The organism is Ornithinicoccus sp., from assembly GCF_057176825.1.
In genome coordinates, this window is record NZ_CM169976.1 from 2,749,479 (window position 1) to 2,762,001 (window position 12,523).

Genomic DNA, 12,523 nt, shown 5'->3' on the forward strand with positions numbered 1-12,523 from the left:
GCCCTCACTCCAGGGTCAACAACTGGTCGGCCACCGCCTGGCTGATCGCCGCCGGGCCGCCGAGCAGGAAGATCCGGCCCGGGTCGAGCCGGTCCAGCTCCTCCCACGTGACGGCGGGGATCCGGTCCTGGCGGACCAGCAGCACCGGCACATCGGTGTCCGCTGCCCGCGCCGCCCCGGCCAACGCGTCCGGCCAGTCCTGCCCGGTGGCCACGAAGATGTCCTGCGACGTCTCGTGGTCCTGGGCGATGAGGGCGGCCGTGTCGTACCGGTCCGTCCCCGCCACCCGCTCGACCGGACCGTAGGCAGCCAGGGCCTCCTCCACTCCGGTCGACACCGCCGAGGGGCCACCCAGCAGCACGATCTGGTCCGGCGCCAGCCGGGTCAGCTGCTCAGCCGTCGCCTCGGGCAGCACCGTCGGCCGCACCAGCAACACCGGCCCGTCGAGCGACCCGGCCCGGGCCGCCCCGGCCAGTGCGTCGGGGTAGTTCGCCCCGGTGGCGACGTAGACGACGTCCGCGGAGTCGAAGTCCTCGGCGATGAGGGCCGCCGTCTCGTAGCGGGTCGCGCCGGCGTAGCGCACCACCTCGGCGTCGGGGACGAACGCCGCCAGCTCCTGCTCCACCTCCTCGGTCACCGCGGACTGCCCACCGACGAGGACGACGGTGCTCGGCTGCAGCCGCACCAGCTCGATCCGGGTGGTCTGCGGGAGCCACTCGGGGTGGGTCAGCAGGACCGGGGAGCCCTGGCTGCCGGCCGACGCGGCCGCGGCCAGCGCGTCCGGGTAGTCCTTGCCGGTCGCCACGAACACCGTGTCCACCGGGCCCGGGAACAACTGGGAGATCCGGGAGGCGGTGTCATAGCGGTCCACGCCCGCGACCCGCACGACCTCGGGCGGGATCGGCTCGGGGTTCTCCTCACACCCGTTGTCCCGCATCGAGAAGTCCTGGGTCACCGTGCCGCCGCGGACCAGCGTGACCCGGTGCGTATCCGGGATGTAGCCGCCCAGGCTCGCGGTCATCTCCAACGTCCCGAGCTGGGTGTTGAACCACCGGGCATAGTCACCTTCGTGGTTGGTCACGATGAGCCAGCCGTCGCCGACGTCCCGCACCGGGACCACGTTGATCGGGATGCTGTCACCCGCGGTCTGGCCGCCCTCGCAGTCCTCCAGATATGCCGTGCCCATCACCTTGCCCCACGTCAGCGGCGGGGTGACCTCCATCGTCACGTCGACCGGCGTGGGCCGCTCCGGGGTGTTGGCGGTCAGGCTCACCTGGGCGGTGTAGGTGCCCGGCTGGTTCACCTGACTGCTGTCGGTGGTCACCCCGACGGTGACGCTGTCACCGGGCTCCAGGTAGGCCTCGGCGGTGTCGACCTCGAGCCAGGGCACGTCGGCCCCGCTCTCGGCGCACTGGTCGAAGCCCGGCAACAACTCGGCCGACGTGGTCGGGTCGAAGCCTCCCCGGTCCCCGCCGATCCGCACCAGCCCGCAGCCACCGCCGCCGCGGTAGACGGCCTCGTTGGAAGCGGGCATCGTCGCCCACTCGTCCGCCGCCGGGTCGTAGCCGTAGCTGGCGTTGGTGAGCTGGTCGGCCTGGACTCCGCCCACGACGACCAGCAGGTCGTTGGCCGCCGTGCCGGAGGCGCCCCAGAACGTGGTCGGGGACGGCGCACGGTCGGTCCACTCCTCGGCCCCTGGGTCGTAGGCCCAGGTGTCACCGGTCTCCATGGCGTCGCCGTCGATACCTCCGGCACACACCAACTGGCCCTCCAGCGCCCCACAGGTGGGGAAGGCGAGTGGGGTCGGGTATGCCGTCAGCTCGGACCACATGTCGGAGGCGGGGTCGTAGGCCTGCACGGTGTCCTCGACCGGGAAGCACTCCGGTGTGGTGCACCCACCGACCACGACCAACTGGCCCTCCAGCACGCCGTACCCGGCGGAGGAGACCGCCACGGGCATCGGCTCACCCGCGGACCAGCTGTCCGATCCGGGGTCGTAGCGCCAGGTCTCGCTCGTCAGGCCACCGTCCTGCCAGCCGCCGGCGACCACGATCTCGCCACCGATGACACCGGCTGCCGCCGACTGTGCCGAGGCCGGCAGTGGGGCCACCGGGACCCAGTCCAGTGCTTCGGCGTCGTAGCGCCAGACGGCGTCGGTGCTCTCGAACCCGTCCGTCCCGCCGATGGAGTACCAGTCCCCGTCGAGGGAGACGATGCGGTTGTCCATGACCGGCTCCACCAGCGGCGCCAGGTCGACCCACGGCTCCTCCGCGGTCCGCGGCGGGCTCGCCGCGTCCCCGGACGCTGCCGGGTCGCCCGAGGGTGCCGCGCCGGCCGAGGCCGCGGGTGAGAAGTCGCCCGTGCGGCTCACCACCGGAGCACCCTGCGACTCCAGCACCTCCTGGGTGCCCATCCGACTGCCGTCGGCCCGCAGGATCTCAAAGCCGCCGGGACGTTCCCCGAAGGTGATCTCGGCAGGGGAGGTCCCCGTGTTGGTCACGGTGAACTCCGCGCCGTCGCTGCCGCCCAACTGCACCTCGGTCTCGATCGAGGTCGGGTCCACCTCCAGCACCGCCGAGCCGAGCACGAAGTCGGCCCGGGCGACGTCTCCGGCGGGGACATCCACATCCTGCTGGTCGGTGCCGTAGTTGCGGGCGGTCGCCTCGAACGGGGTGCTCCCGGTGAGGGAGGAGTAAAGCCAGTAGAACCCGTCGTCCAGGCCGTCGTCGTCCGGCGTGGCCCGGGTCGTGCCCACGTCCGCCGGGTTCTCCACGGACGTCACCCGGGCGCCCAGGATGCCGGCACCGTCCGTGTCGTTCTGCACGTAGCCGGTCACCAACCCGCCGCCAGTCGGCAGGCACTGCCTGCTACCCAGGAACACGTCGTCGACCTGCCACCACCAGTCCCACTCGGCCTCGTAGTGGAACCGCACCTGGGTCTGCGCCGAGACGTGGCCGCCGAGGTCGACGAGGACGTCCCCGATCTGGCTGCTGCTCGGGGCCTGCCACACAGTCTCCCAGGTGGCCCCGCCGTCGGTGCTCGCCTCGGCGTACGCGCTCGCCTGCCCGAGCGTCTCGTGGTAGTGCTTGAACCCCAGGGTCGGCGCGTCGACCGCGGTGAGGTCCACCGGCGGGGACACCAGGACGGTGTCCTGGCTGGTGTCCGGGCCGTAGAAGTCGCTGTTCACGACCGCGAAGTTGCCCTCGCCCCCGGTCTCGTTCGGGATGCCCCACGGGTCCTCGAAGGTCCACACGCCGCCGGAGTCGTTGAGGTCCTCGACCGTCCATCCGTCCGGGGCCTCCGTCTCGTCGAAGGTCTCCAGGATGCCGTCGACCTCCACGGTGTAGCCCGGCGCGGTGCAACTGGCGGCATCGACCGGCAGGGCGAAGTCCTGCACGGTGCTGCCGTCCGCCGCGACCGTCACCTGCGCGGAGCCGACCTGGTAGCCCGGGTACTGGGCCGTCGCCAGGAGGGTGTGGGTCCCGGCGGGCAGGTCCAGTTGGTAGTCCCCGGTCTCGGGATCGGTGTAGCTGCCCACCGACGCCTCCCCCTGGACGCTGACCCTGGCATAGAGCGGCCAGCCCTGACCGGACCCGTCCGTGATCGTCCCGGTGACCGTGCCACTGGGCGCAGGGTCCAGTGCCACGTCGTGCACGACGGTGTCATCCACGGGCACGGTGAGGGTCGCACTGTCGGTGACGTAGCCGAACCGGCTCACCGTCACGTCGTAGTCACCGGAGCTGAGCCGGGCACGGAACGTGCCATCGGCGCCGGTGCGTAGGGTGCGGTCCCGCTCGCCCTCCAGCAGCACCTGGGCCGAGGCGATGGGGTCTCCGGTCGCGGAGTCGGTCACCGTCCCCTCGACGGTGCCGGAGTCGCCGATGGGTGCGGCCTCCAGCAGGGCGAGCGCGTCCAGCCGGCCCTCCCCGAAGACGTTGTTGTCCTCGTCGGTGCCGCCGCACTGGTCGTCCGGGCTGTCGATGGCGGTGCCGTCCAGCAGCTCCTTGGTGAGCTCGATGTCGCCCACCAGGGCGGGGTCGGCGGACCAGAGCAGCGCGATGGCGCCGGCCACGTGCGGGGTCGCCATCGAGGTCCCCGTGAACGCCGCGTAGTCGCCTCCGGGGATCGCCGAGGTGACGGCGGTGCCGGGTGCCGAGATGTTGGGCTTGATCTCCCCGTCCTGCCCCGCACCCCGGGAGGAGCTGGGGTTGATGGTGTGCGAGGAGTCGTAGTTGCCGACGGAGTAGTTGATGATCCGGCTGCCCGGGGAGCCCGAGGTGTCACAGCCCGGGCCGATGTTGCCGTTGGCCCAGACACCGAAGATTCCCGAGGCGGCCCACGCCTCGGCCACGTCCTCCATGAACGGGTCGTTGGAGGGCATCACGGTGCCCCACGAGTTGTTGATGATGTGCGGCCGCGCGTCCGGGTCCGGGTTCTCCCCGGCCAGGTCCGTCGGGGCGAGCATCCACTCGCCGGACAGGATCAGGGCCAGATCCGACGGGACAGCAGCCGTTGGCGGCGATCCACGTCGCCCCGGGTGCCACGCCGATCTGGTGCTCCCCACCGTCGTCGCCGACCATCGTGCCCATCGTGTGGGTCCCGTGGGCGTCGAAGTCGGCCGGCTCCTCGAGACCGTAACCTGCGGCGTCGAACCAGTTGTAGTCGTGCGTGAACGTGCCGTCCCCGTTGTTCCCGCGGTACTGCTCCACCAGCGCCGGGTGGTCGAACTCCACCCCGGTGTCGATGTTGGCCACGACGATGTCCTCGCCCGTCAGCCCGAACTGGCTCCACACGTCGTCGGCGTTAATGTCCTCCACGCCCCACTCGATCGCGCTCGGCGTGATGACCGACTCGGCTGCCTCGGGCTCCGGCAGCTCATAGGCGGTATTCGGGTAGATCCCCTCGACCTCCGGGTCGGCAGCCAGCGCCCCCACCAGGTCGGCGGTCCCTCCGTGGACCATGATCGCGTTGGAGATGAAGAAGGAGGTGTATGCCGTGCCCGCCACCTCCAGCTCTGCCCGGGTCTCCCGCTGGCTGGCCTCGGCGGTGGACCGCAACGCCTCGTAGACCGCCGCACCGCGGGCCCCCCAGTCCGGGGTGTCGGCCAACGCGTCCAGGTCAGGCCGCTCGGCGAAGCGCACCAGGAAGCTGGCCCGCCCGTCCTCCTCGAGGGCCTCGGTCACTTCCTGGCTGACCTTGTCGGTGGCGTCCGGGGCTGCCGGAGACGGTGCCCCCGGCGGTGCTGCCCCGACCCCACCCCCTGCCGCCACGCTGCCGCTGACGGCAAGCAGTCCCCCCAGCGCGGCTGCCAGCCAGCGTCGGGTGGAGGACTGCGCCGAGACGTTCCTGGACCAACCTGCTACAGCCATGGTGCCTGCCCCTTTAGTCCTGCGCCCGCCCGGGGAGGAACCCCGGGATCACGGGCTATGGGATGAACCTAGGACCGCGGCGCACCCGGCGGTATCCGTGGAACCACTGGCCCGTTCAGCGTCCCCGACCTGCCGACATGGCGGCATACCAGCCGGCGACACTGGCCCGGCTGGAGTAGCCCAGCTTGTGCAGGACCGAGCCCACGTGCGACTCGACGGTCCGCTCGGAGAGGAACAGCAGCGCCGCGATCTGTCGGTTGGTCAGCCCCTCCGCAACGTGCTCGACCACCGACTGTTCGCGGGCGGTCAGGCCGCTGGCCTGCAGCACCTGTCGGATCCGCGGATCGGGGGTGTCCTCCGCGCTCTCGAGCACCTGGGCGGCGACCAGGTCCGGGTCGGTCGCCACCGCGAGGGTCAGGATGGCGCGCACCTCGGCCTCCATCGACCGGTTGTTGCGTGCCGCGCGGATCTTCAATCGGTGCCGCACCTCGTCGTCGAGGGCGCGAACCGTGATGGCTGCCATGCGTCGGGATGCTAGCGGTGCTGGCAGATTCGGTAAAGAGCGCGTCAGGTCCCGAGGTCAGGACACCCGGACTGACTGCTCGAGGAACGCGTGCAGGGGCGTCTCGCGCAGCGGGACACCGGTGAACGCGGTCTCGGCCCGGAGCACCAGGATCTCGCGCGGCCCGCTGATCCGGCCGTCGGTCGTGTCGCTGAACCAGACCCGCCCGGTGGCGTCGGTGAGGACACCGAATCCCGCGTTGGTCCCCGCCGTCACCCGCCCGACGAAGGCCTCCAACCAGGCCCGCGCGCCCGCCTCGTGCTCGCTCACCGCCAGGATGGTGGCCTCCCCGCGCTCCATCGGGAGCAGCACGACCCACTCCCCCGGATAGACATCCTCGACGCTCACCTCCGATGGGGCGGTCTCCTCGCCACCGCCCCGCTTCCGCCTGTCCCGCCCATTGCCGATCATCCTGACCATGTCCCCTCTTCCCGTGTCCTGACGTGATCCCATCATGCTCCGCCCCGGAGACGAACGGAAGGTGGACCCGTCGGCGGGCCACGCACCGAACCTGGTTCACCGTGTCGGTCTCGCCGGGGAGGACTCGGCATACGTCACTCGCCGCAGCAACACCTCCGCCGGACCACGACGGCCGCTTCGCTCCAGGCCGGACGCGAGAACCAGACCCACCAACCATGCCAGGCCGGTCCCTGACCGGCGGCCTGTTCGACCTGCTGGAGGACCTGCACCCCGAGGTGAGCGTGTGCGACGACTCCCTCCTCATCGACAAGCCGCACCATGACGACCACCTCTGCGAGGGTGCCGAGCTGACACTGGTCCCCGCGGTGTTCGTCTGGCCACTGCTGGTCGTCGCCCCCCAGGGCGGGGCAGGCTTCGAGTTGATGTACGGTGCGCGCGGAGTGGGAAGGGTCTGGGAGGGCCTGCCGCGCGACCCGAGGCCAGGGGACCCGATCTCCTCCCTGCTGGGCCGGACCCGAGCCTCGGTCCTGAACCGCCTGAACGTCCCGCGTTCGACGACCCAGTTGGCCCGGGAGCTGGGTCAGAGCCCGGGGACGATCAGCACACACCTGGCCGTTCTGCGGGCCTGCGGCCTGGTCACGAGCTGGCGGTCGGGACGGTCCGTGCTCTACCGGCAGACCCCGCTGGCCGCCTCCATCCTTGAGCTTGGCGATCCACTCACGGGATCCGCCTGAGCGTCACCCCCTGCGCTGGGGGACGACGCGGGGTGGCCTGCCCCCGCGCGCGTCCGGCCGCCAGCGCAGCCAGGCCTCGGCGGCGATCGCGTGCATCGCGAAGGCCAGCCAGAAGGCCGGGGCGAACCCCTCCTCCATGGCCAGCGGGCCGAGTCCGGACAACAGCCCCACCCAGATGCGGATCGTCCCCACCGCAAGCCCGGTCGAGAAGGCCCGGATCATCCACCGGCGGTGGGCGCGGATGTCGCGCCGTCGCACAGCCCCGTAGGCCACCGTGAGCGCCACGAGGAAGTAGCAGCCGAACACCGCGGTGGCGGCCGCCTGCCAGGCGCCACCCGTGGGGAACGGGATGCCGAATCCCAGCGCGAAAACCCCGCTTGTGAGCCCGGCCACCAGGGCAAGCCGCCCCAACCGTCGGTGGGCCATGAGATGTCGGCTGCGGAACCTGCGGGACAGTTGCAGCGGGGCGAGGAGGAGAAACACCACGCCCGGCACGATGTGGGAGTAGGCCAGGATCGGGTAGCGCACATAGTGCACCTCGAAGGCGTCGGGAGCGGGCATCTCGCCGGTGAGGATCTGCAGGGTATCGGTCACTATCCTGATCGCGGCGAAGACCAGAACGATGGTGGTGAGGAGACCGATCGCCGTCCATACGGGGATCGCAATCAGCCGTCGCATCTGGGGCCACCTTCCTCGGGCCGTGCCGCAGGGCGGTTCCAGCGGCGTCAGGTGGGTCGAGGGTGGCCCTGCTGACCTCGCGCACCAACGATTCGGCGTGCGCCGAACCGTGCGCTGCCCACCGGCGGAAATCCCGTGGCGCCCCGCAGACTGTCCGGCTAGCCTCCCGGCCGAGGAGGCCCCACCGTGACCACACCGCACCCGCCCCATGTCCAGATCCGCGACTACCGCGACGAGGACGAGCTGTCGTGGCTGCGGTGCCGGGTGCTTAGCTTCCTCGGCAGCGCCTACTACGACGACGTCAAGACCGAGCGCACCACGTTCGGCGGCGCCGCGATCCGGCTGGTGGCCGTGCACCACAAGCCCGCGGGCGTCACCACCCCGGGACCCGAGGAGGTCGTCGGCGTCCTCGACGTCGAGCTCTTCGCCCCCGACGAGGACGCACCGGACGGCGCGGCCACCATCGACACGATCGCCGTCCATCCCGACCACCAGCGCCGCGGGATCGCCGATGCGCTGCTCGGCGAGGCGCTCTCCCGGCTGGGCGGCCACCCGGTCGCGACCCTCGACGCCTGGACGCGCGAGGACGGGCCCGCGAACGCGTGGTACACCCACCACGGGTTCACCGTGGCCCACGAGTACCTGCACGTCTACAAGGGGTGGGAGGACCCGGACGACGACTTCAGCACCCCTGAGGACCTGTCCGCCCCGGTGTCCGCCTTCGCCCACGCGTCCCTGGCGGACGAGGAGTCCCTGCGGGCCAGGTTCGCCCGCGTGTACCGGTGCCGGCAGTACCTTCGCCACCTCTGACCCTCGACGAGCGGGGGGGAGAAAACCGGTTGTCCCTGCGGCCCCCCGGCTGCCACCCTGGGGCCGACCGTGCGGCATACGACCGCAGAGACCGGGCCGAGTGCCCCTGAGGAGAGGAGCCGTGACGTGACCACGACTGCTGCCGGTGTGCCCACCAGCCACCGCACCCCCTCTTCCAGGAGCACCAACTGTGTCCCGATTTCCCGACACGGGTGACATCGACCCGTTCTTCGTCTTCGACTACACCCCCCTCGACGACCCCGCCGGCACCGGCACCTCCGCCGACGACGGCACCTCCGACCAGCGGTTCACGACCTACTGGGACGTGGAGCGCGGGTGCCGTGGCCCCGAGCCCCTCCCCGCGTGGGTCGTCACCGACAGCGGCGCCGTCGACACCGACCTCGGCGTCCTCAAGACCGGCAAGGAGGCCGACGTCCGGTTGATCCACCGGGCCGCCACCGACGGCTCCGGGGCCGAGGCCGTGATGGCCGGCAAGTACTACCGCGCCCGCGAGCACACCAGCTTCCGCCGCAGCGCCGCCTACACCGAGGACCGGCGGGCGCGCCGCAGCCGCGACAACCGCGCGCTGGACCGCAAGTCAGCCTACGGCCGCGCGGTCGCCGCCGGCATGTGGGCGACCGCGGAGTGGGAGGCGCTCAACCGGTACTGGAGCGCTGGCGTCGCGGTGCCCTACCCCGTGCAGGTCGATGGCACCGAGATCCTGATGGAGTTCATCGAGGTGGACGGCGAGGCCGCGCCGCGGCTGGCCGAGACCAGGCCGGGCCGGGAGCTGCTCGCGCACTACCTCGACCAGCTCCGCGAGGCGATGGTGCGACTCGCCGCGCTCGGGGTCGCCCACGGCGACCTGTCTGCCTACAACATCCTCGCCGCCGGCGAGCGCCTGGTGATCATCGACCTGCCCCAGGTGGTCGACCTGGCGGCCAACCCTGCCGGGTTCGAGTTCCTGCACCGGGACTGTCGCAACGTCGCGCGGTGGTTCACCGCCCGGGGCCTGCCGGTCGACCCGGACCGGTGGTATGCCGAGCTGCTCGACTACGCCTGAGAGGGCTGGCGGCGCGGCGCCGGCCCCCGCACCCGCACCCGCAGTGCGCCGGTGTCCACCCAGGCGGTCACCTCACGCACGCCCGGGTGGGCGTCGCCGTCCACCTGGACACCGGTGGGCGCGGGCAGGGACACCCGTATGTCGTGTGCTGGGCGGAAGCCGATCCCGCTCACCGGTCGTCGGTGGTGCAGCACACCCTGCAGCGCGATGGGCACCCAGCCCCACAGTGACCGGGGCGCCACCAGCGCCGCGTCGAGCACCCCGTCGTCGAGCCGGGCACCGGGGACCACCTGGATGCCCCAGGGAATCGAGCCGCAATTGGCCAGCAGGAGGCTCCAGGCCCGCACCTCCTGCACCGCGCCGCCGTCCCGTCGGACCCGCATCGGAAGCAGTGGTGCCCGCAGTCGCCGCAGCCCCGGGAGCAGGTAGGCGAGCGCACCGAGGTGGCGCTTGAGCCAAGGTCGGGTGTGGGCCACGGTCGTGGCGTCGTGGCCGATCCCGACCACGACGAGGAAGACCTGCTCCCCGGAGTCGGCCGCTCCCCCGGGTCCCTCCTGCTCGTACCGCACCCGGCCCAGGTCGATGAGGCGCTCGGTCCCGTCCAGGGCGACACGCACCGCCTCGCCCAGGTCCCGTGGAAGGTCGAGGTTGCGGGCCAGCAGGTTGCCGGCCCCGAGCGGCAGGACGCCGAGCGGGACCCCGGAGCCGGCCAGCACCTGGGCGACCTCGCGGACCGTGCCGTCTCCCCCACCGGCGACCACGAGGTCGGCACCCCCGCCGAGGGCCCGTGCCGCCTGGGTTCCCCCGGGCTCGGCCTCGGTCGTCGGCAGCACCTGCACCGGTGGCCACCCCCGTGAGGCGCAGGCTGCGTGGAGCAGGTCGGCGGCCCGCCGTGCGCCCGACCTGGCGGGGTTGAGGATCGCGACGACGCGGGGCATCGCGATCAGCCCGGTGAGTCGGCCAATCGCCCGGTGACGGAGGTGGCGATGACGTCCGGTGTGAGTCCCACGTGCTCCAGCACCTGACCACGGGAGCCGTGGTCCAGGAACTCCTTGGGGATGCCGTAGCACCAGACCGGCTGCGCGTGCCCCTCCCGCCGCAGGGCGGTGGTGAGTGCCTCCCCGATCCCGCCGTCGACGATGTTGTCCTCAACCACGACGACGTGCCGGCTGCGTCGGGCCAGGTCCACCAGGTCGGAACTGACCGGCAGCACCCAGCGGGGGTCGACCACCTGGACGCCTACGCCCGCCGAGGCCAGCTTGTCGGCCACGCCCAGGCAGATCGGTGCCATGGCACCCACCGACACGATGACCACGTCGGGCGTCGGGTGTGCCTGCCCCTCGGCGTCCAGGTCCCGCAGGACGTCGACGGTGCCGTGCCGACCGACAGCGTCGATGGGCTCGGCGACGCTGCCCTTGGGGAAGCGCAGCACAGTGGGGCCGTCGTCGACGGCCACGGCCTCCCGGAGGGCGGTCCGGATCTGGGCGCCGTCCCGGGGCGCCGCCAGACGCAGCCCGGGGACGATGCCGACCACGCTCATGTCCCACATGCCGTTGTGGCTGGCACCGTCGCTGCCGGTGATGCCGGCACGGTCCAGCACGAAGGTCACGCCCTGCCGGTGCAGGGCACAGTCCATCAGGAGTTGGTCGAAGGCACGGTTCAGGAAGGTCGCATAGACCGCCACGACCGGGTGCAACCCGGCGAAGGACAGCCCAGCCGCCATGGTGACCGCGTGCTGCTCGGCGATGCCGACGTCGAAGACCCGGTCGGGGTACCGCTCGGCGAACGGGCGCAAACCGACCGGCAACAGCATCGAGGCGGTGAGGGCGACGATGTCCTCCCGCTGATCTCCCAACTCCAGCAGCTCGTCGCTGAACTCGTCGGTCCAGGACCGGCCGGACAGCTCCAGCGGCAGCCCCGTCTCGGGGTTGATGACCCCCACGGCGTGGAACCGGTCCGCCTCGTCGGTGGTCGCGGGCTCGTAGCCGTGCCCCTTCTCGGTGAGGACGTGCACCAGCACCACCCCGCCGAAGTCGCGAGCGCGCCGCAACGCCGTCTCCACCGCGCCGATGTCGTGCCCGTCGACAGGGCCGAGGTACTTCAGACCCAGGTCCTCGAACATGCCCTGCGGGCTGACGATGTCCTTCAGCCCCTTCTTGACCCCGTGCAGCGTCTCGTACATGGGACGCCCGAGCACGGGCGTGCGCTGCAGCAGCTGGCGCTTGCCCCACTGCAGCACGTCCTCGTAGCGCCGGTCCGCCCGGAGCCGGCCCAGGTACTCGGCCATCCCGCCGGTCGTGGGTGCGTACGAGCGCTCGTTGTCGTTGACCACGATCACGAGCGGCAGGTCCGGGCTGGCGGCGATGTTGTTCAGCGCCTCCCAGGCCATCCCCCCGGTGAGCGCGCCGTCGCCGATCACGGCGACCGTGTGCCGGTGCCGCTCGCCGCGCAGCGTCCTGCCCGTCGCGATCCCGGTCGCCCACGACAAGGAGGTCGAGGCGTGCGAGTTCTCGACCACGTCGTGCTCGGACTCGCTCCGGCTGGGGTAGCCGGATAGTCCCCCTCGCTTGCGCAGGGCCGAGAAGTCGCGCCGCCCGGTGAGCAGCTTGTGCACGTAGGACTGGTGACCGGTGTCGAAGACCACGGTGTCCGACGGGGACTCAAAGACCCGGTGCAGCGCAATGGTCAACTCCACCACGCCCAGGTTGGGACCCAGGTGCCCCCCGGTCCGGGAGACCGAGCGGATCAGGTAGTCCCGGATCTCGGCCGCCAGGTCCGCCAGCTGCTTGCTGGTCAGGCCCTTGAGGTCGGCCGGTCCGTTGATACTGCTGAGGAGACCCACGTGCGCTGCTGCCCTTTCGCCGTTGACGTGCCGTCGAGTGTACGG

At 71.7% G+C, this 12,523-nt stretch carries 10 protein-coding genes; 3 read left to right on the forward strand and 7 right to left on the reverse strand.

Features of this window, described 5'->3' with window-relative positions:
- Positions 1-4: 4 nt before the first annotated feature.
- The 4 genes from AC1QRC_RS13740 to AC1QRC_RS13755 form a co-directional block, all read right to left on the reverse strand.
- Positions 5-4,381, reverse strand: a complete 4,377-nt coding sequence (locus tag AC1QRC_RS13740; RefSeq protein ID WP_484206649.1) for a cell wall-binding repeat-containing protein — start codon at positions 4,379-4,381, stop codon at positions 5-7.
- Positions 4,281-5,369, reverse strand: a complete 1,089-nt coding sequence (locus AC1QRC_RS13745) for a S8 family serine peptidase (RefSeq protein ID WP_484203844.1) — start codon at positions 5,367-5,369, stop codon at positions 4,281-4,283. The genes AC1QRC_RS13740 and AC1QRC_RS13745 overlap by 101 nt, the downstream gene beginning before the upstream one ends.
- A 115-nt stretch (positions 5,370-5,484) precedes the next feature.
- Positions 5,485-5,892, reverse strand: coding sequence for a FitA-like ribbon-helix-helix domain-containing protein (locus AC1QRC_RS13750; protein WP_484203845.1), 408 nt, complete (start codon positions 5,890-5,892; stop codon positions 5,485-5,487).
- A 57-nt stretch (positions 5,893-5,949) separates the two neighbouring features.
- Positions 5,950-6,351 carry a hypothetical protein gene (locus AC1QRC_RS13755; protein ID WP_484203846.1) on the reverse strand — a complete coding sequence of 134 codons (402 nt, stop codon included), beginning with the start codon at positions 6,349-6,351 and terminating at the stop codon, positions 5,950-5,952.
- 215 nt (positions 6,352-6,566) lie between these two features.
- Here AC1QRC_RS13755 and AC1QRC_RS13760 point away from each other — a divergent pair, with 215 nt between their 5' ends.
- Positions 6,567-7,085 (forward strand): ArsR/SmtB family transcription factor, encoded by a 519-nt coding sequence (locus AC1QRC_RS13760; RefSeq protein WP_484203847.1) that lies wholly within the window; start codon positions 6,567-6,569, stop codon positions 7,083-7,085.
- Between the two features lie 3 nt (positions 7,086-7,088).
- Here AC1QRC_RS13760 and AC1QRC_RS13765 read toward each other — a convergent pair whose 3' ends face one another.
- Positions 7,089-7,763, reverse strand: a complete 675-nt coding sequence (locus AC1QRC_RS13765; protein ID WP_484203848.1) for a DUF2306 domain-containing protein — start codon at positions 7,761-7,763, stop codon at positions 7,089-7,091.
- A gap of 186 nt (positions 7,764-7,949) precedes the next feature.
- Between AC1QRC_RS13765 and AC1QRC_RS13770 the strand changes: the two genes are divergently transcribed.
- Positions 7,950-8,573, forward strand: a complete 624-nt coding sequence (locus AC1QRC_RS13770) for a GNAT family N-acetyltransferase (protein ID WP_484203849.1) — start codon at positions 7,950-7,952, stop codon at positions 8,571-8,573.
- A gap of 190 nt (positions 8,574-8,763) precedes the next feature.
- Positions 8,764-9,636, forward strand: a complete 873-nt coding sequence (locus tag AC1QRC_RS13775) for a serine protein kinase RIO (protein WP_484203850.1) — start codon at positions 8,764-8,766, stop codon at positions 9,634-9,636.
- On the opposite strand, the gene AC1QRC_RS13780 is transcribed toward AC1QRC_RS13775, so the two are convergent.
- The gene (locus AC1QRC_RS13780; protein ID WP_484203851.1) at positions 9,627-10,574 is read right to left on the reverse strand and encodes a diacylglycerol/lipid kinase family protein; all 948 of its coding nucleotides are present in this window, start codon (positions 10,572-10,574) and stop codon (positions 9,627-9,629) included. The genes AC1QRC_RS13775 and AC1QRC_RS13780 overlap by 10 nt on opposite strands.
- A 5-nt stretch (positions 10,575-10,579) precedes the next feature.
- Positions 10,580-12,478 (reverse strand): 1-deoxy-D-xylulose-5-phosphate synthase, encoded by a 1,899-nt coding sequence (gene dxs / locus AC1QRC_RS13785; protein ID WP_484203852.1) that lies wholly within the window; start codon positions 12,476-12,478, stop codon positions 10,580-10,582.
- Between the last annotated feature and the right edge of the window lie 45 nt (positions 12,479-12,523).

What these genes read in the sequence shown, in the direction of transcription:
- AC1QRC_RS13740 (WP_484206649.1), bottom strand. Translation starts at nt 4,381, where the DNA reads ATGCCCTCCAACGACCCGTTCATGGAGGACGTGGCCGAGGCGTGGGCC.
- AC1QRC_RS13745 (WP_484203844.1), bottom strand. Translation starts at nt 5,369, where the DNA reads ATGGCTGTAGCAGGTTGGTCCAGGAACGTCTCGGCGCAGTCCTCCACC.
- AC1QRC_RS13750 (WP_484203845.1), bottom strand. Translation starts at nt 5,892, where the DNA reads ATGGCAGCCATCACGGTTCGCGCCCTCGACGACGAGGTGCGGCACCGA.
- AC1QRC_RS13755 (WP_484203846.1), bottom strand. Translation starts at nt 6,351, where the DNA reads ATGGTCAGGATGATCGGCAATGGGCGGGACAGGCGGAAGCGGGGCGGT.
- AC1QRC_RS13760 (WP_484203847.1), top strand. Translation starts at nt 6,567, where the DNA reads ATGCCAGGCCGGTCCCTGACCGGCGGCCTGTTCGACCTGCTGGAGGAC.
- AC1QRC_RS13765 (WP_484203848.1), bottom strand. Translation starts at nt 7,763, where the DNA reads ATGCGACGGCTGATTGCGATCCCCGTATGGACGGCGATCGGTCTCCTC.
- AC1QRC_RS13780 (WP_484203851.1), bottom strand. Translation starts at nt 10,574, where the DNA reads ATGCCCCGCGTCGTCGCGATCCTCAACCCCGCCAGGTCGGGCGCACGG.